This window comes from Vibrio diazotrophicus, assembly GCF_038452265.1.
GTDB classification, from domain to species: Bacteria; Pseudomonadota; Gammaproteobacteria; order Enterobacterales; family Vibrionaceae; genus Vibrio; species Vibrio diazotrophicus.
Window position 1 is genome coordinate 2,357,123 of sequence record NZ_CP151842.1, and the last position, 25,303, is coordinate 2,382,425.

Below are 25,303 nucleotides of genomic sequence, written 5' to 3' on the forward strand. Positions count from 1 at the left end.
AAAAAATATCGCTAAAACGTTCATTATTAGAGCAAACAGTTAATTAAGGGCTTTACAAGATTCCAAGAGGTCGTTAATATGCGCTTCAACAACGGAGAGATGGCTGAGTGGTTGAAAGCACCGGTCTTGAAAACCGGCGTACGTTAATAGCGTACCTAGGGTTCAAATCCCTATCTCTCCGCCACATTCTAGAAAAAAGCCTCTGATTTCAGAGGCTTTTTTCTTTTCTAATCGATTAAATTCTTCTTTTGCCTGAGTCTCTCAACTTCACGACTCAATAGAATGTATCGTTGCCTTCCAAAACAATTGACCGTCATAGACCGCTTCTTGGCTCAAAAAAAAGAAGAGCCAACATGTGGCTCTAATTCGCGAGAACTAAAGAGATGTTTTTCTTAGCGGCTTCGTATTGAATTAGATAATTCGCTTCAACTAGCTCTTCTTCAGTAGACAATTTAACGATAACTTCATGACACTCTTTTATCTTGTCAAAAATCTTATAGTTGCCGTCATACTCAAAAGGACATTGCGCGATGAACTTAACGATAGCCATACACAGCTTTCTAGAGTTAGGTGACAGCTCGTGCAAACGAAAATAAAGGTCAATATACTGCGTCATTGCCTCTGAATCCCCTAGCGTTATTACAGCGTCAGAAATTTGCTTGCGTAGCGCTTCTATCTGTTCAATCACACCCTGCAATCTCGATTCAAAGCTTAACAGCATATGGGTTTGGCTTCGTAAAATACTTGGATGCTGGTTTCCATCCATCGCAATGCGGCACTGAGGCAATATCTGCTTAACCTCATTAAAGTACGAACACTGCTCGAGCAAATACCCAAGATGGTAAATGTCGTAGAAATGCATGCTTTTGATGTGTTGGATTACGGGCTTAAGTTCACTGATCGCTAATTTAAGGTCCCCTCGAATCAACGCTATGTGTGAAATAATCAAACGATGCATATGTTCAAGACTAGGCCGTTTTCTCACTTCATCAATCAATGGATTAAGTGAGTGTAACTGGCGTTCAAAAAGACTCTGATTTTTTATGCCTTTCGCTTTATACAAATAGCTACGCACTAAGTTGAGCTGGGTAAAAACACTACCTCTGAAGGTGTTTTTATTCTTCTCGTAGTAACGCGTCATGTAAGTCACCGCATCACCATAGTTCTCGTTAGCCAATGATAGGTTTGCGATCACTAACTCACGCTCAGCGCCAGAATCTAACAACATAGCAGACTGCTTAAGGTGCACGATGGCCTGCGGAAGATCGTTGTTCAGCGCGGCAATACTCGACATTTCATCGTGGTAATAAGGATTTTCATCCTTACTTTTCACCGTTTCTAGAATCTCTTTCGCTCGGTTTACATCATCAGTTTCAATGAAAGTGTTGGCCAATGCCGTCTTTATCCAGTCGAAGTTGTCTTCGTTGAGCATTTGTTCATATTCGGTTCGTGCACTGTGATACTCCTTGCAACGAACCAAAGCATTAGCCTTGAATTTGCGGATTAATTTGGTGTATTCAGGACGAGTTTCCAAGCATTCTTTGCAAGCTTCAATTACACCGTAGTAATCATGCTTAATCAGTTGCTCATAAATAGGCAACAGTGCCAATTTGCGTTTAATCGAATTGGTTAAACGGTCTATAAAGAACTGATTTTTGAACGGCTTTAATAAATAGTCATCCGGCTCAGCATCAATAATTGAACGCACAACACGTAAGTCATTCTCTCCAGTAAGGAACATGAATGCCGTATGGGAAGGAAGTAGTTTTAAGTGATTAAGTTCTTCTAACAGCTGGAATCCATTAATAAAACTCTGAAAATTGTAATCACAGATAATCAGATCAAATTGGTTCTGCCTGCACTTCGCGATCACATCCAACGGTTTATAGGCACAGTGAATCTGCTCGCAGCCAAGCTTTTTGAGTAACGATGTAATAGTGCTTGTCACCAATCTTGAATCATCAGCAACCAATATGGTGTAATTTTTGAAGCTTAAAGACATTTGAACCCCTCCGACGCTTCATAGTATCAGACGGAGTCTATGCGTAAGATAAGGTCTTGCAAAACAGGAAAATACCTACAACCATAGAATTATTTCCTCTTTCATAAGTTCCCAAATACTGACTAAAAAACAGCCAAGCCATTTCTATAACGTATCTTATCGTCGTAGAGAGTAGAAACTAGACATTGTGAACATCGATAAGTGATACCAAATTCTACTTCAAATTGAAGCGCCGACTTGCTGGCATTCGTTAATTATATTTCCTCTGTATTTCGCTTGTTTCACGTTGGTTTTTGATGGCTGTCAATGTAACAATTATGTTAGTGTCGCTATCCGTGTTCAGACACTGAAAAAACCTTTATCCATTCAATGTGGACAGGTGTTCAACTCAAAAAATTGGATTCAACCATCGCTCAGATCGTTATCAAGTAACAAATATATTAAGGAGAATTTCTGTGCTTAACCATGTAACCGCGTATGCTGGAGATCCTATTCTGTCCCTTATGGAACAGTTTATGGCTGATGACAGATCTGAAAAAGTGAACCTAAGTATTGGTCTTTACTATGATGAAAACGGCAAAATCCCAACACTAGATTCTGTCGCTCAATCTCAAGCTCAGCTAGCTCAAGCTGAAAGCCAACCTTGTATTTACCTTCCAATGGATGGCCTAGTGCAATACCGTTCAGCGGTACAACAATTAGTGTTTGGTGAAGACCACCCTGCCCTTGAAGCTAATCGTGTTGCGACAATTCAATCTTTAGGCGGCTCAGGCGCGTTAATGATTGGGGCTGATTTCCTACACCATTATTTCCCACACTCAAAAGTTTGGGTTAGCAATCCAACTTGGGAAAACCACCACGCAATTTTTGCTGGTGCTGGCTTCGAAGTGAATACTTACCCTTACTTCAACCCTGAGACCAAAATGCTTAATTTCGATGGCATGCTTTCTACTATCGATTCTCTGCCAGAACAAAGCATTGTCCTGCTACACCCTTGTTGCCATAACCCAACTGGTGTGGATCTAACGAATGCGCAGTGGGACCAAGTGATTGAGGCTGTTAAGAAAAACAAACTGATTCCTATCTTCGATATGGCTTATCAAGGCTACGGCGAAGGTATTGGTGAAGATGCTTACGTTATCCGTAAAATTGCATTGGAAACAGACGTCGTCAGTTTTGTTAGTAACTCCTTCTCTAAAACCTTCTCACTCTACGGTGAGCGTGTAGGTGGTCTATCAGTTGTTTGTAGTAATGAAGAAGAGGCGTCTCGTGTTTTAGGTCAGCTTAAAGCGACAGTGCGCCGCAACTACTCAAGCCCTGCAAAACATGGGGCGGTAGTGGTATCAAATGTATTGAATACCGAAGCACTTAAAAACATGTGGTTTGGTGAAGTGGAAGGTATGCGCACTCGTATTGAGACCATGCGTAAAACGCTACACGACCAACTAGCAGTGTTACGTCCAGAAACAGACTTCAGCTTCCTGATTAAACAGAAAGGCATGTTCAGCTACACTGGTTTTAGCCAACATCAGGTAGAAACACTACGCAACGAACACGCGATATATCTAATCAACAGCGGTCGTATGTGTCTTGCTGGACTGAACGAGCATAACGTTGAACGAGTTGCTAAGGCGTTTGCTGCTTTATAAAAACTGAGTGTTAATAAGATATTGGAAAGCCACTGTATGACAGTGGCTTTTTTCTTGCTGGAAGCTATAGAGCGATTGCCAATGCAGCTTCAAACAACTGCATATGAATCGGCACTAAGGTTTGATGCTCATTTCGGTAGCCACCACCAACCACGCAGGCTATTGGTATTTGTTTGTTTTGAGTCAGTTGCATCATAAAGCAGTCTCGATGGTAAATGGCTTGGGTTGATATGTTGAAATAGCCAAGTTCGTCATCACGATGAATATCAACTCCTGCATCATAGATAATCAGATCAGGCTGATAGAGGTTCACCGCCATTTCGACCACCGACTTAAAATGACTGAGAAATTCTTCATCCTCAGTTTCTCTGGGAAGTGCGACATCTAAGTTCGATTCAGGCTTACGAGCAGGAAAATTTTTATCGCAATGAAATGAGAGCGTAATGATGTCATCTCGTTCTGCACAGAGAGTTGCGGTTCCGTCACCATGGTGCACATCGCTATCGACGATCAGCACTTTATCAATGTCAAAGTGCTCAATTGCGTGCTGAGCCGCCAGTACCAAATCATTAAACAGACAGAAACCACTGCCAAAGTCTTTGTGTGCATGGTGATAACCGCCGCTTAAGTGCAAAGCTCGGCCGTATTTCAAAGCCAGTTCAGCCGTAAAACAGGTTCCACCTGCAGAGGTCAATGTCCTTTCAATAAGCGCTTCGCTCCATGGAAATCCAATACGGCGCATTTTGGCGGCTGGAAGAGAACCAGAACAAAGATCGTCAACATACTGCGCATCATGGATCTGCTTTACTTCGCTTAACGTAAGAGGTTTCGGTTCCATGAACTGAAATTTTGTTTGCCACTCTTGATTGTGACGTTGCTTCTCAACAACGGCGTCATATAACAAGCGGTATTTATTGATGGGATAACGATGCCCTTCAGGTAAAGGTAGTTGAGAATAAATAGAGTGATAAACCAGTGGGATCATGTCTGCTACTTGATTACTCCAGATACGCGCATGTTAACAAGCCAGTTTTAAGAATGAAATGAGACACGCACTAGGATGCAGTATTCGGTTTTGTTCTGCCTTTCGCGTAACTACGCTTTTTACGCTTAAAGGCAGGTCGTTCTACTGCCGGCAGCGACCTTAATGATTCGGGTACAGGCCCAGTTTTTACTTGTGCCATCAGCTGATCAATCCGTTGTTGTAGTGCCTGCATAAACGGTTGATAGGCTTGTCCTCGTTCAGCCATAGCTTGTAGTTGGTGCTCCCAGTGAGCTGTCATATCAGGATAAGTAGACTCACTAGGCAATGCATGAATTAAGCCCCTTCCTGCGGGTGTACTGCGAATGATTTTGCCATCTCGCTTTAATAACTGACGTTTAAAAAGCGTATCTAATATCCCTGCCCGTGTAGCTTCCGTCCCTAAACCATCGGTTTCTCGCAGTATCTTTTTCAGTTCTTTATCTTCAACAAAACGGGCAATGCCTGTCATTGCTTGTAACAAGGTGGCTTCAGTAAAGTATTTTGGTGGCTCCGTTTTTCTATCCTTAATTTCACCTTCTCTGCAAATCAGTTCAGTACCAACGGCCAACGGTGGAACGGTATCAACGCCATCGTCTTGTTCATCTGACTTACCCGTTAGTGCTTTCCAACCTGCAGACACCAGCTGACGACCAGACGCAATGAAAGTGCCGCCGGCGATATCAAACACCAATTTTGCCTCAGCATAGACAGCATGTGGATAGAACTGCATCAGATACTGACGAGCGATGAGTTGGTACACTTTCATTTCATAGCTAGAGAGCGCATTAACTGAGGCTTGCTTAGGTGTCGGGATGATTGCATGGTGTGCATCCACCTTAGCGTCATTCCACGCTTTGGATTTTAGAGATAAATTTGCGTCAGATACTGCCGAAACCAGCTCCTTGGCATTGTTGGCGATAGCATCGACCACAGAAGAAGCCTGAAGCAAATGCTCTTTTGGCAGATAGCGACAATCTGAACGCGGGTAAGTAATCAACTTATGTTTCTCATACAAACTCTGACAGGTATCAAGAACCTGCTGTGCGCTCATGTTATAACGTTTGGCTGCATCTATTTGTAAAGCAGAGAGCGAGTAAGGTAATGGCGCAGACTGCTTAGTTTGATTCTGCTCAGACTCAATAACTTTAGCGGGTTGACCCGCGATACGCTGGGCAACATTTTCTACCAGCTTACGATTGAGTACTCTACCCTCTTCATCTTGCCAAGGCTTACACGCTTCACTCGGCTTCCAACGAGCTCGGATATCAAATGATCCGTTCCCGTCTTGATAGGGAATTAAGGCGTGTAGGGTAAAATAATCGCGTGGAATGAAGTTCTCTATCTCTTCGTCGCGGCGAACCACCAGACCCAAAATCGGTGTTTGCACTCGCCCAACCGACAACACTCCCTGATAGCCAGCTTTTTGTCCCAACAAAGTGTAGGCACGAGACATGTTCATGCCATAAAGCCAGTCAGCACGTGAACGCGCTAATGCAGAGACAGACAGCGGAATGAAATCACGATTACTGCGCATATTGGAAAGCGCGCGTTTTACTGCCGGTAAGTTGAGGTCACTAATTAGTAGGCGCTGAATCGATGCCTTTTTATTGCTGGCGACTTTGCAATAATCAATCACTTCATCCACCAGCAATTGCCCTTCTCTATCCGGGTCTCCCGCATGAATGATTTCATTGTGTTCTTTAATCAGTTTACGTACGACTGTCAGTTGCTTGCTGGCGGTTTTTCTCGGCCTTAATTGCCACTGCTCAGGTACAATAGGCAGGTCAGCCAGGTTCCATTTCCTATAACGTTCGTCATAAGCATCTGGCTCCACTTGCTCAAGCAAGTGTCCGATACACCATGTAACCACATCACCGTTTGCGCATCGAATAAAACCCTGATCTTTTTTATGAGGCTTAGGCAATGCATCTGCAATTGCTCGACCTAGACTTGGTTTCTCGGCGATGAATAATCGGCTCATGATAATCGTTACAGGTAGCGGAAAAAATTAAGGCCACATTATCGAATGTGGCCTTAATAAATCAAGAAAAACTGTAAATTTAAACAGTATTACTCTTCGTTGCTTGCAGAACGAGCTGCTGCTTCTTTAATTAGAGATTGAAGCTCACCTTTTTGGAACATTTCCAAAATGATGTCACAACCGCCGATCAATTCACCTTCAATCCAAAGTTGTGGGAATGTTGGCCATTGAGCATAAACAGGTAGTTCAGCACGAATGTCTGGGTTTTGTAGGATATCTACATACGCAAATTTTTCACCACAAGCCATTAGTGCTTGTGCAGCTTGAGAAGAGAAACCACAGCTTGGCAGCTTAGGTGAGCCTTTCATGTAAAGAAGGATCGCGTTTTCTTCAATTTGCTGTTTGATCTTGTCGATGGTTTCCATTGCTTCCTCTTAATGGGGTCGTCTTTGATGTCCCACATTCTAAATCATTAAATGAGAATAAAAAGCACATTATCAGTATGGACTTTAAACTTCATCCTCTCCATATCATTCGAAATTATTAAAAGCTTAGCCTACTATTTTGGTGGACTAAGCTTAACCAACTCTCACGGATACCCATTTGCGTTTAAAACGCCTTAGTACTTGTTGTTCTGATATAAAACACTTTTATTATGAATTGGGGTTTTAATAAAGTAAAAAGTTGCTAAAATACATATACCCAAGTAACCTCAAGATGCTTGTTCAGCGAGAATTTATTCGCTTTTAAACAAGGCACTGATTTGAAAACATAGTCATTCTACGTTGAAAATCAGTAACGTAGGATAAAAGCGAATAAAACTCGCCCTTTGGGAGCTCATCAACGAGCCCATATCGGCGGCAAATAACTTTGAAAGGGGATGACCATTTCTACAGTTATTTTTCTTGATCTGAACTCGTTGATGAAGCTCTGAGTCCAGTATCTTGAGATTACTTGGGTATACAGTCAGTCGTACCGACGAAAACAAAAAACGAAATTGGAAGCAATCGAGAGAGTTCTCTCTCTTCACCTATATGGAGAATCGAGCAATGGCATTTGAACTACCAGCTCTTCCTTACGCAAAAGACGCACTAGAACCACATATCTCTGCAGAAACTCTTGAGTACCACTACGGTAAGCACCACAACACTTACGTTGTTAAGCTTAACGGCCTAGTACCAGGAACTGAATTCGAAGGCAAAACTCTAGAAGAGATCATCAAAACTTCTACTGGCGGTGTTTTCAACAACGCAGCACAAGTTTGGAACCACACTTTCTACTGGCACTGTCTAGCGCCAAACGCGGGTGGCGAACCAACAGGTGCAGTTGCTGAAGCAATCAATGCTGCATTCGGTTCTTTCGAAGAATTCAAAGCAAAATTCACTGATTCAGCAATCAACAACTTCGGTTCTTCTTGGACTTGGTTAGTGAAAAAAGCTGACGGTTCTCTAGCTATCGTTAACACTTCTAACGCTGCAACTCCAATCACAGAAGAAGGTGTAACTCCACTTCTAACTGTTGACCTATGGGAACACGCGTACTACATCGATTACCGTAACCTACGTCCAGACTACATGAACGGTTTCTGGGCTCTAGTTAACTGGGAATTCGTAGCTGCTAACCTAGCTAAATAATTTCTAGTCGCTGCTCAAGCGATTAAAAAACAAACGATGCTAAGCCTGCAGATTTGCAGGCTTTTTTTGTTTTTTAGTGAAGTTTATATCTAAAGATTTTGCGTCCGTTGCCGTTATAAGTGCATCAAGCGGAGAGCAAAATGCAAGTACATACTTTAGATAAAGCGGGAATCATCAATGAACTGAACATAGGTTCAGGGATTTGTCACGCCGTCCATCAAGGACGACGAGCCGACTTTTCTTTACTTGTTGCTCTGTTCTCCAATGATGTTCGTGACAACACACCTGTTGAGCATATAGAACAACCTCAGACGACTGACGAACTCTTGCGCGAACGTTTCGAGCTGGCTACACCGCAACCGCTAAGGAACGATCAAAGCTCCTATGCAATATCCGCGAAGCAAGCAGAACACTTCCATCATGGAGGGCTCGCAAGTGCCAAACTCTGTCATTACCTCACCCCTGAAGTACTGACTTATCTGCCCGAAGATACGCAAGATCTACCGGAAGATGTTTATCTCAACCTTTCCGGACATGAAAGGCGTCATCTAGCAGTAAAATCACCGCCAAAGACACTGCCATTCGATTTGTACAATAAGCTGACAACCGCTTATCGCCATGATCAGTTGAGAGCACAGACCTAGATCGCTGTATGCGCTGATTTAGTGCGAACATTCTCAGCTCATTGCTTTAGAGTGTGAAACACTGCTCAAAATGATCACTGATAATAGAAACTAAACCTTTTCTTTGAGTTCATTCACACAAAGTGTCACATCCTTCACCCATTCTTACTGTTCAAAAGTTAATCGAAATAATTAAAAAACCAAACAGAAGGTGCGCACTATGGAAATTAAAAGCGCCATTGTTTTAATAACTTCAGCAAGCTCACAGCTAGGTAGTACCCTCGCAACGCATTTTACTTGTTTAGGTGCGACCGTGATTTTATGTGATACCGATAAACAAGGCTTATATGAAACCTTCGGTCGTTGTAAAGAACTCTCAAATCACGTTGATTGCTATCACCTTAGAGACTATTCGCAAGAGAGTCTCAATAGAATGCTCGACAGTATTGAATCAAGTTACCACACTGTACCCGATGTACTGATCAACAACTGGCCTTCATCACCTATGCCTTCTTTAGTAGATGAAAAACCGACAGAACTCTTTATTCAAAGACTGGCGTTAATGGCTTCCTCACTTTTTTCATTTGGTCAGGCTTGTACTGAACGAATGCGCCAACATCACATCAAAGGAGTTATTGTGAATGTCATTTCATTGAATGACAGCCGCGACTTTTCCGGCATAGAGAATGCGAGTTGTATGGTGTCAGGGTTTACACAAAGCTGGGCGAAAGAACTCGTTCCCTTCAATATTCGAGTGGGAGGTGTTGTGCCCATGCCTTCAGCCAGTAAACATAGAAGTCATTGGGCAGAAATTCAGGATGAGCTCATTCGCAACACAGAATACATTGTCGCGAATGAGTATTTCAGCGGACGAGTAATGTCAGCTTAACTAGCAGGGATATACAGACGGTTAAAAACCTTCTTCCATATAGGAATCAAGGTAATCTTCTTCACTGTTATCGACTTCCGTTGATGTTTCCACTTCGGCAGTGAAATCTCTGCGTTGTAGATAGGCAGCTCGAGTGAAAGAGTAAGAATCAGGAGAATCCTCTAATAGTGCTTCCTGATTTACTAAAGCAGCGCGGGTTTCCATACCTTCTAGAGCCCATTTACCTACCGATGCCCAGATATTTAAGTAGGAAAGTGGAGCATAGAAGCTATCAACGACATCGCCGGCTTCGCGAACCACAACAGGCCCGTAGCCCGGAACCATAACATAAGGCCCTTTACCCACACCATGATGACCAATCGCATCACTAAAGGCCTTTTCACCATGCTTTGTAATACCAGCTTCAGAAGCAATATCAATCAAACCAAGCAGGCCAAAAGTTGAGTTAATCCAGAAGCGGTTGAAATGATCGATCGCTTTCTTACCATTTCCCATCAATAAGTTATTGATCATGCTCGACGGTTCATCGAGATTCGAAAGAAAGTTAGCGATACCGTGACGAACTGGGTCTGGCGTGTATTCCACATAAGTAAGAGAAATGGGACGCACGAAATAAGGGTCTAGGTAATCATAGTTAAATGCCCACATTGACCGGTTGAATCCTTCAAAAGGATCATTAACTTGCGGATCTGACGCGCTTTGCTCTTCAGGAACAGAACTACACCCGGTGATGACAACCATCAAGCTCAGTAAGACAATCCTTGTTAATCGGCTGATCATTATTATTATTTCCTTAACCAATCGACAGAAGGCCAATGAAAACATTGGCCTTTGGCTTTTTTATAAAGGTACAGTATTAAAACTGCTTATTGATTTCAACCTTTACCTCGCTTCCCAGCTCAACGACTTGGCTTTCGCCAAACCAATCTCCGTCTCGCGTAGCCACATTACCGTCAGAATCGATTCGAACGCGAACGATTAGTTGCTGTAAATCAGACAACCTACGTCCCTGCATCATGCTGTTCGAGTCATCCATTATAACCGTGAATGGGAAGTTACCGAGCGGATATCTCGCTGCGGCAATCGGCATTGGCGCACCATCTGCTGAATGCACAGAGACAATCACAACACCTTGATTCGGAAGTACGACTTCACTGCCTAATGAAATTGAAACTGACACCGCATGCTCATCCAGCACCGCAGGTTCCATTTTAGCTTTCGCACTGGCGATGCTGCGAGACAACATCTCGTAGCGACCATCATCCGGACCAATCATTTGTTGCATAGACTGCCAGTGTTCAATCGCAGTTGGATAATCCTGACGCTCAAACGCATCAAATGCCAGCAACGAATAGACACGTAAATCGACGTAGTCAGCTTTCAACATTTTATTCAGCAGTGTGCGGGCACTTTGCTGATCAACCTGATCATTCGAGAGCATCAAAGCTTGCGCATAACCTAACTTAATATCGCCATCTTGTGGTTCGATTGCATAGGCTTTTTTCATCGCACCAATCGCGGTTTCCATATCACGATTCGCCAATCCGATGCGCCCCAGTAGTAACCAACCTGTCGAATCTTGCGGTTCGTAATGAAGTCGAGTTCTTAAAGCTAAGGTTAAGTCTTCCATCTCTTTATCGGTCAGCTCAACCCCTTGAGGGTTCATCAGTTTTTTCGATAGCTCTGGAAGGCTCTGGCTAATATCTTGCCAATGCTGCACTTTCTGGTAATTACCAAAAACGGCGTACAAACCGTAACTCAACGCCACCACAAGAATAAGCGAAGGAACAAGTACCATAGACGTTGATAGAGTCCGTTCTTCGGTCTTGTTCTGGTCATTTGGAATATCGTCCAACAGCGATTGTTTAAGATCCGCGACCAGCTCTTGTTGGTCTTCAACTAAGCCTTCATCCGTTTCAACAGCTAATTCGGCAAGTCGATCTTTATAAAAAGCTTTATTGAGATCATCGCGCAACGCTGCATCATTATTCGCTTTTGGTTTAAGCATTGGAATAGCGACAAAGACACACGCAATCGCGACAAGAATTAGCGTTAACACCCAAAATAAAGTCATTACTGCTTATCTCCGTCTTTATCTTCTTCCAATAAGGCTTTTAAACGTTGCTCTTTGTTTTCGTCCCACTCTCCGGCTTCAGCACTGGCTTTACGGCGCTTGGTACGCAAAACAATAACAACAAAACCAACCACTAATACAGACAGCGGAGCCACCCACAAAATAGCGGTTGATAGCGTTAACGGTGGATTGTAAGTCACGAAGTTGCCATAACGGGCAATCATGTAATCGACGATCTCACTTCTGGATTTACCCTGCTTGGTCATCTCATAGACTTTTTGACGCAAGTCCTGAGCTAACGCAGCGTTAGAATCAGCAATAGAGTTGTTCTGGCACTTAGGGCACCGCAGAGTGTTACTCAATTCATGAAACTGTGCTTCCTGCTCTGGTGTATCGAAATCGTAAACATCAATCGCAGCAATGACCGAAAAAGACAACAGAGCTGCAGCGATTAAAGCGAATAACTTAACTCTCATTTCTTCGCCTCCAGCAGCAGTTGCTCATAAATCGGAGCCAGTGTTTGTTTCCAGTTAGTCGGATTAACATCACCGACATGGCGATAACGAATAACACCATTAGCATCAATCAGAAACGTCTCTGGCGCGCCGTAAACACCAAGATCCAATCCCAGCATACCGTTGCCATCGAACAGGCTGATAAGGTATGGGTTACCTAATTCGTTCAACCATTGAACGGCTTTATCACGTTGGTCTTTGTAGTTCAAACCAATGATTTTCACATCTTGCTTTGAAAGCTCATTTAAGTACTGATGCTCGGCATAACAAGTTGGGCACCAAGTCGCCCAGACGTTGAGCAACAGTGGCTCGCCACGAAATATCGCCTGATCATAAAGCTTGCCGGGTTCCGCTAAGTCTTCTAAGCGAAATTCAGGCACTTCTTTACCCACAAGAACCGATTCCAACTTGGTTGGGTCGTCACCACCAGCATTTCTGACCAGCTGCGTGGTAAAAACCGCGACCAAACCAAGAAAAACAACCAGAGGGATAAATAATATCTTCTTGTTCATTTAAGCCTCCTTCACTGCTGTTTTTCTGAAACGGTAACGTTTATCACTGATTGCGAGAATGCCGCCGATAGCCATCAATAAACCGCCAGCCCAAATCCAACGTACAAACGGCTTGTAATACAGGCGTACTGCCCATGCATCGCTGTTATCAAGACGCTCGCCCATTGCGATATAAAGGTCGCGAGTGATTCCACGGTCAATCGCAGCTTCAGTCATCATAGACTTAGCCGTATTGTAGAAACGCTTTTCAGCATTCAATGTATTGACGTACTGACCATTCTTTGTGACTTCGAACTGAGCGACATAGCCATCATAGTTAGGGCCATCACGGTCTAGTAAGCCTTTGAAATAGAAATCGTATTCGTTCAGTTGGAAGTGCTCACCCGGTGCCAAACGCACATCACGCTCGATGCTGTAATTTTGCACCATAGCAATACCAATAATCGAAATTGCTAAACCAATGTGACCAAGTACCATTGACCAATGGCTACGATGGACCTGTTTCACACCAACCATAAAGCTATGACGGTGAGTGGCTCGTTGGTGAATCTCATAGCCATGCAATAAGATAATCCACCACGCCATTACCCAGCCCATGAAAGCCAAACCTGTAAATGACTCTGCCGTTGCGAATACACAAGCAGCCGCCAGAGCCAAAGACCCAACAGCTGAAATAGCCATAGGTTTAGCTAAAACAGAGAGGTTATCTCGCTTCCAGCGAACCAGTGGACCAATACCGAGTAATAAAGCGAATGGCACCATCAACCAGCTGAACAAACTATTAAAGAATGGCGCACCAATCGAAACAGAGCCAAGACCTAACTGCTTGTGAACCAGCGGTAACAGAGTACCAATCAGAACCACAACCAAAGCGGTAATCAGTAGTACGTTATTTGCTAAAAGCGCGTTTTCACGCGATACCAACTCATAATTTCCTCGCGCTCGTACCGATGCACCTTTTACTGCGAACAGCAGTAAAGATCCGCCGATAACAAATACTAAGAAAGCTAAAATGAACATACCGCGAGCAGGATCAGAGGCGAATGCATGCACAGAAACCAGAATGCCCGAACGCACAAGGAATGTACCCAGTAGACTTAGTGAGAATGCAGAAATCGCAAGCAGAACCGTCCAAGCCTTAAACGTGCCACGTTTTTCCGTAACAGCAAGCGAGTGAATTAATGCGGTACCCGCTAGCCAAGGCATAAATGAAGCGTTTTCTACTGGATCCCAGAACCACCAGCCGCCCCAGCCAAGTTCGTAATATGCCCACCATGAGCCAAGAACGATACCCAGCGTCAAAAATAACCACGCCGCTGTTGTCCAAGGTCGAGACCAACGAGCCCAAGCGGTATCAAGACGTCCTGTCATCAGTGATGCAATCGCAAAAGAGAAGGCAACAGAAAAGCCCACATACCCCATGTATAACATCGGTGGGTGAATGATTAGCCCCGGGTCTTGCAGCAATGGGTTCAAATCACGACCGTCGATAGGGAAATAAGGCAATGTGCGTAAGAACGGGTTAGAGGTAACAATGATAAACAGTAGGAAACCTACCGAGATCATCCCCATAACAGCAAGTACACGCGCCACAGATTCTTGCGGCATACCACGGCTAAAACTTGCAACCGCAACAGTCCAAGCGGCTTGAATTAACACCCATAACAGAAGCGAACCTTCGTGCGCTCCCCAAACCGCCGTTAAACGGTAATACCATGGGAGCAAGCTATTAGAGTTACTTGCGACATATTTAACCGTGAAATCATTGGTATAGAATGCCCAAAGCAAAATGCCGAATGACAATAACAAAAATGAGAACATCCCCCATGCCAGAGGACGGGCTGAGTTCATTAATAATGCGTTATTTCTTGAAGCACCAACCAGAGGCAATAGGCTTAGCAAGACGGCTAAGCCCAACGAAATAATCAGGGCAAAGTGACCTATTTCTGCAATCATTGATCACTTCCTTGTTTTTGTTCCGGTGTGTAAGTCAGCGGAGCATGGTTCTTTTCCATCGCTTCTGCAATTTCAGGAGGCATGTATTCTTCATCATGCTTAGCCAGTACTTCAAAAGCTTCAACTGTCGTCGCATCCACTAATACACCTTGAGCAACAATGCCCTGCCCTTCACGGAAGAGATCGGGAAGAATGCCTTCGTAAACCACAGTGACCGATGGACCAACATCATGTAATAAAAAGCTGACTTTGAGAGAGTTAGGATCGCGTTTAACGGACCCCACAGTGACCATACCGCCAATACGTAAACGCTGACCAACCTCTGGCTTTTTGCCATCTTTACCGTTAACTAATTCTGTCGGCGTATAGAACAGGTCCATATTTTGGCTTAATGCATAGAGAATCAAACCTGTTGTCGTGCCTAAACCAATGAGAATAGCGAGGACAATACCGAGCCTCTTTTTACGTCTTGGGTTCACAGTGTGTTCTCCATATGTTTAGCCGCTTCGATACGCTCTTGACGCTTAATTTTATTTCTGACTTCTTTCATGAGCGCCTTACTACGATTAATACTCAAAAACCATAAAACGGCCATCGATAAATAGGTAATGCCGAAACCACCCCAAACGTAGCTGGCGTAGCCGCCCATCGCGAAAAAATCTGACCAAGTTTCAAAATGCATGGTTACTCTCCTTTCTCTGCTTGAGCTAGCTGGATAACCCACGGGCGGTGACTCTCTTTACTGATAATTTCGTTTTTTAATCGTGCAAGTGTCAACGCAGCAAAGAAAAAAGCAAAGCCAAAAATATTCAGTAACAACGGCCACAACATATTGGCAGAGATAGAAGGCTTCTCAAACTTAGTGATCGTTGCACCTTGATGTAACGTGTTCCACCATTCCACAGAGAAGTGAATGATTGGCAGGTTAATCACACCGACAATTGCCAAAATACCTGCCGCTTTCGCAGCGGTTTTTTGATCATCAAATGCGTGGTAGAGAGCAATAACGCCAAGATAAAGGAAAAGCAGAATTAATTCTGAAGTTAGGCGAGCATCCCAAACCCACCAAGCTCCCCACATGGGTTTTCCCCAAACAGCACCAGTGATAAGTGCGATAAAAGTGTAAACCGCACCGATAGGAGCCATGGCTAATGCGGCCATATTGGATAATCTTACCTGCCAGACGATGCCGATAAACGCAGCAATTGCCATAGACATGTAAGCACCCATAGACCAAATGGCTGAAGGCACATGAATATAGATAAGCCTGAAACTATCACCTTGCTGGTAGTCCGACGGAGCAAATGCAAGCCCCCAAACTGTACCAACCGTCAAACAGCCAAAAGCTAAAACAGTGAACCACGGGAAAAACTTCCCGCATAACTGGTACGCAGATTCTGGCTTAGCGTAGGGATGGAGCCATTTCCACATTGTTTGTCCTCACTTTGCTTCTAATACTTAACTTATTCGTGTTAAGTTTTTTGTGTAAATTTGGGCTAAATAAAAAAGTCGTTCTTAAGTTAGTTAACACTTACTCGTAACGCAGCACTGATCGCAAACGGTGTTAACGTCATCGCTCCAACCAGCATTGCCGCTAAGATGGCCAACTGGCCGTTGTAGGCCATTCCCAAAGAAGCAGCATCTATCGCTGATGTGGCGAAAATTAAAATGGGTATATACAAAGGCAAGACTACAAGGCTGAGCAGTACGCCGCCTTTTTGCAGACCAACCGTTAATGCTACGCCGATAGCGCCAATAAAACTGAGTGTTGGTGTACCAAGCAACAGGGTCGCGACCACACCAAGCCAAGTGTCAAAATTCAGCGACAACAGAATAGCTAATAATGGGCTTATTAATATCAGAGGCACGCCAGTAAGTAACCAATGAGCGATCACTTTTGACAAAGCAACCACAGAAAGAGGTACTGGCATAATCATCATCTGCTCAAGGGCCCCGTCTTGAAAATCATCACGGAACAAACGCTCTAAAGAGAGCAAAGCAGACAGGAGTGCGGCAACCCAAACAATGCCCGGAGCAATCCGAGAGAGCAGCCCCGGCTCTGGACCAATGCTGAGCGGGAACAATGTAATAACGATGATAAAAAACCACAGCGGGTTAAAAATATCGGCTTGGCGTCGGAATGCGATTAGGAGTTCACGCTGAATGATCATCGCCATAGTTGAAAACATTAGGCGTCTCCTAGCTTGATTTTGCGTAACTTGTCATGGTCAGCGAACATATCTTGGTGTGTGGTTAAAATAACAATGCCACCATTTTCCGCATGTTTTAAAAACAGAGCTTCCAATACTTTCACACCTTGTTTGTCGATAGCGGTCAAGGGTTCATCCAGAATCCACAGCTTCTGTTCGCTCAGCCACAATCTTGCTAAAGCTACGCGTCGCTGTTGTCCAGCGGACAACTTAGCCACTGGTACGTCTTCACGCCCTACAAGTCCAACCTGCACTAATGCTTGATAGATATCTTCTTTGTTATTTTTTGCTGAGTGAACAGATTGGTAAAAATGCAAATTCTCATAAGCGGTTAACTCACGCTTAATACCGGTTTGATGTCCCAAAAACAGTAAATCCGTATGATAGCTGTCTCTGTCTTCTTCGATATTAACTTTGTTCCAGTAAATCTCACCTTCGTCGCGGTCAGCAAGGCCTGTGATAATACGCAACAAAGTCGTTTTACCTGTGCCATTTCGGCCTTCAATCTGGACGAGTTCGCCCGCGTCGATATTGAATGATAAATGCTCGAATAGCACCTTTTCATCGCGAATTGCAGTGAGATTGTTAACGTCCAGCATGAGCTTCTATATAACAAATTAGGGGCTGCTATATTAACACACCACCGTTTAGACAAAATAGAAGAAGGGTATTACGAATCACGAAACTAAGTAAGAATCTGTTAATTTTTAGCGATTTGTTTTTTCTTTTACCACTTTATAGTTACAAATGAAGATCTCGAAAAACAAAAAAGGAAGCGATTGGCTTCCTTTTAGGCTTAATGGATGTTTCTAACGAGATTGTTTTCGTACTGGAGGCCGATTGGGTACTGCGCGTGCTTTGCCTTCTGGATGACTCGTCAATGGCGGAATCGCCTCTTTCCCTTGCAGTTTTTTCTGCAAAGACATCATCAGTTCAGCTTCAGCTTTCGGCAATTCACACTCTTCGATCAGTTCGTCGAGATCTGCGCCGAGTTTGACCATTTTGCTCGCCCGACTGTACAGACGTGCGTCAGTATCAGCGTTTTCCAGCTCTTTCAATCTGTCGTTTAGGTGCTTGATCATATCTTGCTGATCGTTGACTGTTTTTCCAAGGCCAACAACAACTGAGCGAACTTCTAGCAATTGTTTGCTAACTTTCTGCTGTTCTTTATCAGCATTTCGAAGTTGCTGCCTGAAATAGTCCCCCTGACGAATCAAGGCTCGGCGTAGGCTAACCCACACCAAACCAATCAGTAAGATTATCAGTACAGCACCACCCGCTAAAAACGGAGATGCATAAGACATCAACTCATTCATTATAGATGAGCCATTTCATCCCATTCTTCGTCTGAAAGCAGTTTATTTAGGTCAACCAAGATCAGAAGTTTACCGTCACGGTTGCTTACGCCTTGGATGAACTTAGAGCTTTCATCAGTACCAACACTTGGAGTGGTATCAATTTCAGAAGAACGTAGGTATACAACCTCAGCAACGCTATCCACTAGGATACCAATTACTTGACGCTCAGATTCGATCACTATGATACGAGTATTATCACTGGTTTCACCAGGCATCAAACCAAAGCGAGAACGAGTGTCGATAACCGTTACTACGTTACCACGTAAGTTAATGATACCTAGAACATAGTCCGGCGCACCCGGTACAGGGGCGATTTCAGTGTAACGAAGTACCTCACGCACTTGCATTACGTTGATGCCATAGGTTTCTTCTTCTAGTTGGAACGTCACCCACTGAAGTACTTCATCCTTCGAGTGTTCTTTTCTAACTTCGACTTCGTTAGCTTGAGACATACCTTTTCCTCTCTAAGTCGTTACCGACAAAAATATTATTTTATCCAGAGCTATTTATCTAATGCTTTTACATCAAGCCCTGCATTAAGCATAGCTATCAATGCTTCAACATGGATCAAAGCACACATTTTTTCTTTAACCATACCAGCAAGCCACGGACGTTTACCGACCTGCTCTCGCCAGCGAATTTTTTCACTGCTTAGCGTTTCTGTCCCCAACAGTTGAGAACACGCCAGACCCCACATGCTCTCACCCAACATAACGATATATTGGTACGCTTCTTTGTAGCTGTCATCACGTAGCTTTTCCGCCATGACCCACTTTGCCGTATCAACAACATCAAGTTGAGAATCGCGGTTGGTTTGTAAACCTAAGTACCAAGCGGGGCGACCGATCAGATGATTAAGCTCAGCCTTACGATGGATACCACCCAGTTCATCTAACGGAACCGCAAATGTCACACCATTTACATCAAAGTATAGAACCTGAAAGTTCTGCTCACGGATTGGAGTTTCCCAATGGCCGATATCCGCAGAACCTGATTGAGTTTGTAGTTCAACAGCGACCTGCTCTTCAACCACAATTTCAGGTTCAATGTCTGCAATTTCGCTTTCTGTTACTTCGACCTCAGGTGTTTCAACTTTAGCTTCAAGTTCAACTTCTGTGATGTCGGTTGCTACATCCCACTCTTGAATCTCTTCAACAATAGGTTCTTGAATATCCGGCTCTTGTACAACAGGCTGTGTCGCAACCTGAATATCGAGCGTGTTCTGCTCCATCACCTGTTCAAGTTCGAGTTCAGCCACTGGATTACTTGCTTCCATCTGGCTTAACAGACGCTGGACATCTTCCAGATTCGGCATCTCTAGTTCTTGTAAACCATCCAGAGAATCATCCAAATAACTTTTTTCTGGGACAGATTGAACCATAGGAGCCAGTTCTGGCTCCTTTTCAACAGGCTGCTCTTCTATCAACTCTTCTTCTAGAAGAGCCGTAAAATAATCATCTAATGCTTGTTCACTTGATAGTGAATGGCTACTGCTCATTAATAGCAAGCCTCTCCAAATACAATAGCAACTGTTTATAAGCAAATACGCCGCGACTACCGTCGGCGAAATGGGATGCAGGTAAGCGCTTCAAACTCGCATCTCTAAATTTTGTATCAATAGGTACTGCTGAAGACCACACCTGATCTGGGTAATCTTTCTTAAGCTGGGTCAAGGTTTGCAAAGAAGCACGAGTGCGTTTGTCGTACATGGTTGGTACGATCGTCACTTTGAACTCGCGGCTACGTGACTTCTGCATAATTGCCAGAGTACGAACCATGCGCTCTAGCCCTTTCATTGCCAAAAATTCAGTTTGTACTGGAATAAGAATTCGATCACTTGCTGCCAATGCGTTGACCATCATCACGCCCAAAATTGGCGGACAGTCAATCAGCACATAATCGTAACGTTGACGCAAAGCCATTAAGGCGCGCTTAAGGATTAACCCCATTCCGCTACGGTTACCCATTACACGGTCTAAAGTCGCCAGAGACATATGTGCAGGAATAAGGTCGATACCTTCAACGTCTGTTTTCAATATCAGAGGTTTAACGCTTTGTTCGTTATACTCTTTTAATTGAAACAGATCGAACAAGCTGGTTGGAACGCTATCTGAATCGTAACCCAGATAAGTCGTTAACGATGCGTGTGGGTCAGTATCCACCAGCAAGACGCGTTTTCCTTGTTTACTTAACAAACCGGCTAACGTAATCGTTGTTGTGGTTTTACCTACGCCACCTTTTTGGTTTGCAACGCTCCAAACAATCATTAAATATCCTTATGCAAGACCTACTTCAACCAGCATTCTTTCTGCAATGCGGTCTAGTGGCAGATCTTCAGATGAAATACCTGATTTCGCGACAGCTTGTGGCATACCATACACCACGCAACTTGCTTCATCTTGAGCCCAAATGGTTGAACCCGCAGATTTCAGCATTCGAGAACCTTCGCGTCCGTCTGCACCCATACCAGTCAGAATCATCGACAACACTTTGTCGTTGTAAACTTTTGCTGCTGAACCAAAAGTGACATCCACGCAAGGCTTATAGTTCATGCGTTCACCACCATCCAGTATACGGATTTTTGCAGCGCCCGGACGGCCTTCCAGCATCATTTGCTTACCACCAGGAGCCAGATACGCAACACCCGGACGTAATGGATCACCATCTTCAGCTTCCTTCACTTCAATTTTGCAAAGTGAATTCAAACGGCTAGCAAATGCTGCGGTAAACGTAGCAGGCATATGCTGAATCAGAACAATAGGATGAGGATAATTGGCTGGCAGTTTAGTCAGAATTTTTTGCAACGCAACGGGGCCGCCAGTAGAGGTTCCAATAGCGGTTAACTGATAGTTTTTACCAGAAGCTTTGAAACGAGCCATCGGAGACGAAGGTCTTGCCGCAGGAGCAGCCGACGCTGTCGTGTTCGCTTGTGCTCGCCCAAATGGGCTGGTTGTTGATGACGCTGAAGATGTTGCAGAGCGCGTTGTACCGCCAATTGGTCGGCGCATGAAGCTCTTTTTGGCTGCAATTTGAATCACGCGCTGTTGTAACAAACTTACCGCTTCATCACGATTTCGCGCAATATCTTCAAACTTCTTCGGTAAGAAATCTAAAGCACCTGCGTCTAACGCATCTAATGTTGCTTTAGCGCCTTCTTGTGTTAACGAAGAAAACATCAAAATCGGTGTCGGATTTGATGCCATGATTTGACGGACGGCTGTAATACCGTCCATCACTGGCATCTCAATATCCATGGTAATCACATCTGGCTTTAGACGTTCGGCTTTTTCAACCGCTTCTTTACCGTTAGTTGCGACATCGATGACTTCAAGGCGTGGTTCAGCGTTTATGATCTCGCTTACTCTGCGTCGGAAAAAACTTGAGTCATCTACAACTAATACTTTAATCGCCATAGTTTTCCTTAAATTTATACTCTTACTTAAACTCGAGAAGCAGCTGCATAACGTTTAAGCAGATCTGGAACATCAAGAATCAAAGCAATGTGCCCGTCACTGGTAATTGTCGCGCCAGCCATACCCGGAGTACCTTGCAGTAGTTTATCCAGTGGTTTGATAACCACTTCTTCTTGACCAATTAAAGTATCAACAACGAAACCAACACGTTGACTACCTAGCTGAACAATAACAACGTGTCCATGACCTTGACGCGCTTGTACTTTACCCGCCTGAGGAGCTAACCAGTTTTGAAGGTAGAAAAGTGGAATAGACTTATCACGTACAATGATAGTTAACTGTCCATCAACAACGTTGGTTCTACCTAAATCTAAGTGGAAAATTTCGTTCACGCTTGCCAATGGCAATGCAAATGGATGACCAGCAACACCAACCATAAGAGTTGGTAGGATTGCGAGTGTAAGCGGTACTTTAATCGTGATCTTAGTGCCTTTACCCAGTTCCGAATCGATATCGATTGAACCGTTTAGGGTATTAATAGCCGTTTTTACAACGTCCATCCCTACACCACGACCTGAAATATCAGAGATCTTTTCTTTACTAGAGAAGCCCGGCATGAAGATAAGGTTAAAACACTCTTTATCAGTCAGGCGAGAGGCTGCATCTTCATCCATCATTCCACGCTTAACTGCGATAGAACGTAGTTTATGAGGGTCCATACCTGCGCCATCATCAACGATAGCCAATTCAATATGGTCGCCTTCTTGTGAAGCTGAAAGAATCACTTTACCCGTACGAGATTTACCAGTCTTCGCACGCTCGTCCGGCATTTCAATACCGTGGTCAACCGAGTTACGAACCAAGTGAATCAATGGATCCGCTAGCGCTTCAACCAAGTTTTTGTCGAGGTCGGTCTCTTCACCACGCATTTCAAGCACAATGTCTTTATTTAAGCTACGCGCCAAATCTCGAACCACTCGAGGGAAACGGCCAAAAACTTTCTTGATCGGCTGCATGCGCGTTTTCATCACTGCGCCTTGCAAGTCAGCAGTAACAACATCAAGGTTTGCAACCGCTTTAGACATCTCTTCGTCGTTGCTATTTAAGCCAAGGCTTAATAGACGGTTACGTACCAACACTAACTCACCAACCATGTTCATAATGACATCTAGAGTTGAAGTATCTACACGTACCGTCGCTTCCGCTTGGTTCTGTGTTTTCTTAGCTGTGGCAACTTCTCGTTTTTCTTCAGGCTGTTTCACCGCAGGTACTGCTGGTTTTTCTGCCGCTGCCACTTTAGGCGCTACCGCTTTTGGAGCTGGAGCAGCAGCTTTTGCCGCTGCCGGTTGAGTATTCGCTGCGGCTGGGCGCGTTGCCATATCCAACTCTTCAATTGAAGGGCCCTTACCTGAACCGTGTAGTTCATCGAGAAGTTTTTCGAACTCCTCATCGGTCATTAAGTCGCCGTCAGCGCCTGTTGCGCTTGAAGCAGCTGATTGCGCGGGCTTACTTGGAGCAACAGGTTCAGCAGGCTTTTGTGGCACGCCGCTGGCAGTTGGACTCTTACCCTTGCCATGAAGTTCATCAAGTAACTTTTCGAACTCATCATCGGTGATATCACCGCTTAAGTCCGAGTTAGTCGCCGCGCTTGGCTGCACTGGGGCTGCTTCAGATTTAGCCGCAACGCCCGGGCTCTTGCCCTTGCCATGCAACTCATCCAATAGTTTTTCAAATTCGTCTTGAGTAATTTCGTCGATAGAATCAGCCGACAATTTGGTTTCTTCTGGCTGACTTTGAACCGGAGCTTCGATCACTGGTTCTTCAACAACAACGTCTTCAACAACAGGTTCTTCTGCTGCAGGAGCATCTTCAGATTCAGGCTTGCACAAGTTATGCAGCTCATCAAGAAGTGCGGGATCTGCAGGTGTCAACGGTTCACCATCCTGAACCGCACGGAACTGTTCATTCACCGTATCGAGTGAACGAAGCATTGTATCCATAAGGCTTGGGGTAACACTGCGTTGGCCATTACGTAAAATGTCGAACACGTTTTCCGCGCCGTGGCAGGTTTCAACCAGCTCTGTTAGAGACAAAAAGCCTGCACCACCTTTTACTGTGTGGAAGCCGCGGAAGATTGCGTTTAACAAATCTTTGTTCTCAGGGTCATTTTCTAACTCGACTAATTGCTCAGAAAGCAATTCGAGGATTTCACCTGCTTCAACCAAAAAGTCTTGAAGAATGTCTTCGTCTAAATCGTAGCTCATACGTTACCCCTAAAAACCAAGACTCGACAATAAATCGTCTACTTCGTCTTGAGATGCGACTGCATCTTCTCTCTCATGAGGATTTAAAATTGGTCCTTCAGCTTGAGTAGATGCTTTTTTCTCGCTAACTATTTGTTTCTGTTGTTCTGATTGTTCTTTACCAAACGCCGTCAAAATATCGACCAAACGTTGTTCTACTTCGTTAACCAAAGTAATCACACGGCGGATGATTTGACCGGTCAAATCTTGGAAGTCTTGCGCCATCAGTATTTCAGTAAGCTGACCACGCAACTCACTGCTGTCACCTTCAACTTGCGACAATAGGTCATCAACACGATGACATAATGCTTTGAATTCACTGAGTTCTATCTGACCACGCATAAGTTCGTTCCACTGAGGACGAACGAGCAGTAATGTTTCATGTAAACTGTCAGCAATAGGCATACAACGATCAACAGCATCCATGGTCTTGTTTGCCGCGACTTCCGTTTTTTCTATTACGTAAGTTAACCGAGTCCGTGCATCAGGAATTTCATCCTTAGCAATTTCTGTAATTCGATCATCAATTTGAAACTGCTTAAGTGAATCATGCAGATCTCGGGTCAGTTCCCCGATCTCTTTAAACATCGGGTTACGTTCAGATTCAAAGACTCGCTTTAGAAATAGATTCGCTTCGTCTTGCAATCCATTCTCTAGCAATTCAACGAGTTCTCTGGCTTGTTCTAATGAAATCATTCTGATATAGCCCTTACACGCGTAATGAATAGAGCACCTTCGTCCTAGCAAAAGTGTTTATAGACGTTCGAATATTTTTTCTAATTTTTCTTTAAGGGTAGCGGCTGTAAACGGCTTCACAATATAACCATTAACGCCAGCTTGAGCGGCTTCGATAATCTGCTCACGTTTTGCTTCCGCTGTAATCATCAAAACAGGAAGATGCTTCAGTTGATCGTCTGAACGAATATGCTTCAACAGATCGATACCTTGCATACCAGGCATATTCCAGTCTGTGACTACAAAGTCAAACTCACCCTTCTTGAGCATTGGCAATGCCGTCAAACCATCGTCTGCTTCTTGTGTGTTATTGAAGCCCAAATCACGAAGTAGATTCTTTACAATACGGCGCATTGTTGAAAAGTCATCAACAATAAGGATCTTCATGTTTTTATTCAAAATTGCCTCCACTGAGTTCGAAATCA

General features: G+C 44.1%; 26 protein-coding genes and 1 tRNA gene. 5 read left to right on the forward strand and 22 right to left on the reverse strand.

Annotation, left to right across the window (positions count from 1 at the left end; genetic code table 11):
* Positions 1-93 precede the first annotated feature (93 nt).
* A tRNA-Ser gene (locus AAGA51_RS10755) sits at positions 94-184 on the forward strand.
* 177 nt (positions 185-361) lie between these two features.
* Here AAGA51_RS10755 and AAGA51_RS10760 read toward each other — a convergent pair.
* On the reverse strand, positions 362-2,002 hold the full coding sequence (locus AAGA51_RS10760; protein ID WP_042483774.1) for a response regulator: 1,641 nt from the start codon (positions 2,000-2,002) through the stop codon (positions 362-364).
* Between the two features lie 455 nt (positions 2,003-2,457).
* On the opposite strand from AAGA51_RS10760, the gene AAGA51_RS10765 reads away from it, so the two are divergent.
* Complete coding sequence (locus AAGA51_RS10765) at positions 2,458-3,651, forward strand: aromatic amino acid transaminase (RefSeq protein ID WP_081878690.1); 1,194 nt, start codon at positions 2,458-2,460, stop codon at positions 3,649-3,651.
* A gap of 64 nt (positions 3,652-3,715) precedes the next feature.
* Here the strand turns inward: AAGA51_RS10765 and AAGA51_RS10770 are convergent, their stop codons facing one another.
* From AAGA51_RS10770 to AAGA51_RS10780, 3 genes are all read right to left on the reverse strand, one after another.
* Positions 3,716-4,636 carry a histone deacetylase family protein gene (locus AAGA51_RS10770; protein ID WP_042483777.1) on the reverse strand — a complete coding sequence of 307 codons (921 nt, stop codon included), beginning with the start codon at positions 4,634-4,636 and terminating at the stop codon, positions 3,716-3,718.
* Positions 4,637-4,706: 70 nt separating this feature from the next.
* Positions 4,707-6,656: a DNA topoisomerase III gene (locus AAGA51_RS10775; protein WP_042483778.1), complete on the reverse strand. Its 1,950-nt coding sequence runs from the start codon at positions 6,654-6,656 to the stop codon at positions 4,707-4,709.
* Between the two features lie 89 nt (positions 6,657-6,745).
* A complete protein-coding gene (locus AAGA51_RS10780; protein WP_042483781.1) occupies positions 6,746-7,081 on the reverse strand; it encodes a Grx4 family monothiol glutaredoxin in 336 nt (111 codons plus the stop codon).
* Positions 7,082-7,705: 624 nt separating this feature from the next.
* On the opposite strand from AAGA51_RS10780, the gene sodB reads away from it, so the two are divergent.
* The 3 genes from sodB (at position 7,706) to AAGA51_RS10795 (ending at position 9,802) form a co-directional block, all read left to right on the forward strand.
* Entirely contained in the window at positions 7,706-8,290 is a 585-nt protein-coding gene (gene sodB / locus AAGA51_RS10785; RefSeq protein WP_042483784.1) for a superoxide dismutase [Fe], read from the forward strand.
* A 140-nt stretch (positions 8,291-8,430) separates the two neighbouring features.
* Complete coding sequence (locus AAGA51_RS10790) at positions 8,431-8,934, forward strand: VC2046/SO_2500 family protein (protein ID WP_042483787.1); 504 nt, start codon at positions 8,431-8,433, stop codon at positions 8,932-8,934.
* A 199-nt stretch (positions 8,935-9,133) separates the two neighbouring features.
* Positions 9,134-9,802 carry an SDR family oxidoreductase gene (locus AAGA51_RS10795; protein ID WP_042483790.1) on the forward strand — a complete coding sequence of 223 codons (669 nt, stop codon included), beginning with the start codon at positions 9,134-9,136 and terminating at the stop codon, positions 9,800-9,802.
* Between the two features lie 21 nt (positions 9,803-9,823).
* Here AAGA51_RS10795 and AAGA51_RS10800 read toward each other — a convergent pair whose 3' ends face one another.
* The 18 genes from AAGA51_RS10800 to cheY form a co-directional block, all read right to left on the reverse strand.
* Complete coding sequence (locus AAGA51_RS10800) at positions 9,824-10,582, reverse strand: MlaA family lipoprotein (protein ID WP_042483795.1); 759 nt, start codon at positions 10,580-10,582, stop codon at positions 9,824-9,826.
* A gap of 76 nt (positions 10,583-10,658) precedes the next feature.
* Positions 10,659-11,876, reverse strand: coding sequence for a c-type cytochrome biogenesis protein CcmI (gene ccmI, locus AAGA51_RS10805; RefSeq protein WP_042483799.1), 1,218 nt, complete (start codon positions 11,874-11,876; stop codon positions 10,659-10,661).
* Positions 11,876-12,352: a cytochrome c-type biogenesis protein gene (locus AAGA51_RS10810; protein WP_042483802.1), complete on the reverse strand. Its 477-nt coding sequence runs from the start codon at positions 12,350-12,352 to the stop codon at positions 11,876-11,878. The genes ccmI and AAGA51_RS10810 overlap by 1 nt, the downstream gene beginning before the upstream one ends.
* Positions 12,349-12,903 (reverse strand): DsbE family thiol:disulfide interchange protein, encoded by a 555-nt coding sequence (locus AAGA51_RS10815; protein ID WP_042483806.1) that lies wholly within the window; start codon positions 12,901-12,903, stop codon positions 12,349-12,351. The genes AAGA51_RS10810 and AAGA51_RS10815 overlap by 4 nt, the downstream gene beginning before the upstream one ends.
* Positions 12,904-14,859: a heme lyase CcmF/NrfE family subunit gene (locus AAGA51_RS10820; protein WP_042483808.1), complete on the reverse strand. Its 1,956-nt coding sequence runs from the start codon at positions 14,857-14,859 to the stop codon at positions 12,904-12,906.
* Positions 14,856-15,338: a cytochrome c maturation protein CcmE gene (ccmE, locus tag AAGA51_RS10825; RefSeq protein ID WP_042483810.1), complete on the reverse strand. Its 483-nt coding sequence runs from the start codon at positions 15,336-15,338 to the stop codon at positions 14,856-14,858. The genes AAGA51_RS10820 and ccmE overlap by 4 nt, the downstream gene beginning before the upstream one ends.
* Positions 15,335-15,541 (reverse strand): heme exporter protein CcmD, encoded by a 207-nt coding sequence (gene ccmD / locus AAGA51_RS10830; RefSeq protein ID WP_042483811.1) that lies wholly within the window; start codon positions 15,539-15,541, stop codon positions 15,335-15,337. The genes ccmE and ccmD overlap by 4 nt, the downstream gene beginning before the upstream one ends.
* Before the next feature lie 2 nt (positions 15,542-15,543).
* Positions 15,544-16,290, reverse strand: a complete 747-nt coding sequence (locus AAGA51_RS10835) for a heme ABC transporter permease (protein ID WP_042483813.1) — start codon at positions 16,288-16,290, stop codon at positions 15,544-15,546.
* 89 nt (positions 16,291-16,379) lie between these two features.
* A complete protein-coding gene (ccmB, locus tag AAGA51_RS10840; RefSeq protein WP_042483816.1) occupies positions 16,380-17,048 on the reverse strand; it encodes a heme exporter protein CcmB in 669 nt (222 codons plus the stop codon).
* Complete coding sequence (gene ccmA / locus AAGA51_RS10845) at positions 17,048-17,668, reverse strand: cytochrome c biogenesis heme-transporting ATPase CcmA (protein ID WP_042483819.1); 621 nt, start codon at positions 17,666-17,668, stop codon at positions 17,048-17,050. Before ccmA ends, ccmB begins: the two co-directional genes overlap by 1 nt.
* 210 nt (positions 17,669-17,878) lie before the next feature.
* Positions 17,879-18,385 carry a DUF2802 domain-containing protein gene (locus tag AAGA51_RS10850; RefSeq protein WP_042483822.1) on the reverse strand — a complete coding sequence of 169 codons (507 nt, stop codon included), beginning with the start codon at positions 18,383-18,385 and terminating at the stop codon, positions 17,879-17,881.
* Positions 18,385-18,879, reverse strand: a complete 495-nt coding sequence (locus AAGA51_RS10855; protein ID WP_042483825.1) for a chemotaxis protein CheW — start codon at positions 18,877-18,879, stop codon at positions 18,385-18,387. The genes AAGA51_RS10850 and AAGA51_RS10855 overlap by 1 nt, the downstream gene beginning before the upstream one ends.
* A gap of 50 nt (positions 18,880-18,929) precedes the next feature.
* The gene (locus AAGA51_RS10860) at positions 18,930-19,925 is read right to left on the reverse strand and encodes a chemotaxis protein CheW (protein ID WP_042483829.1); all 996 of its coding nucleotides are present in this window, start codon (positions 19,923-19,925) and stop codon (positions 18,930-18,932) included.
* Positions 19,915-20,694 carry a ParA family protein gene (locus AAGA51_RS10865; protein WP_042483832.1) on the reverse strand — a complete coding sequence of 260 codons (780 nt, stop codon included), beginning with the start codon at positions 20,692-20,694 and terminating at the stop codon, positions 19,915-19,917. The genes AAGA51_RS10860 and AAGA51_RS10865 overlap by 11 nt, the downstream gene beginning before the upstream one ends.
* Before the next feature lie 9 nt (positions 20,695-20,703).
* A complete protein-coding gene (locus tag AAGA51_RS10870; protein WP_042483834.1) occupies positions 20,704-21,840 on the reverse strand; it encodes a protein-glutamate methylesterase/protein-glutamine glutaminase in 1,137 nt (378 codons plus the stop codon).
* Positions 21,841-21,866: 26 nt separating this feature from the next.
* The gene (locus AAGA51_RS10875; protein ID WP_042483836.1) at positions 21,867-24,104 is read right to left on the reverse strand and encodes a chemotaxis protein CheA; all 2,238 of its coding nucleotides are present in this window, start codon (positions 24,102-24,104) and stop codon (positions 21,867-21,869) included.
* A 9-nt stretch (positions 24,105-24,113) separates the two neighbouring features.
* The gene (locus AAGA51_RS10880; protein ID WP_042483840.1) at positions 24,114-24,839 is read right to left on the reverse strand and encodes a protein phosphatase CheZ; all 726 of its coding nucleotides are present in this window, start codon (positions 24,837-24,839) and stop codon (positions 24,114-24,116) included.
* A 57-nt stretch (positions 24,840-24,896) separates the two neighbouring features.
* A complete protein-coding gene (gene cheY, locus AAGA51_RS10885; RefSeq protein ID WP_042483844.1) occupies positions 24,897-25,265 on the reverse strand; it encodes a chemotaxis response regulator CheY in 369 nt (122 codons plus the stop codon).
* Positions 25,266-25,303 lie beyond the last annotated feature (38 nt).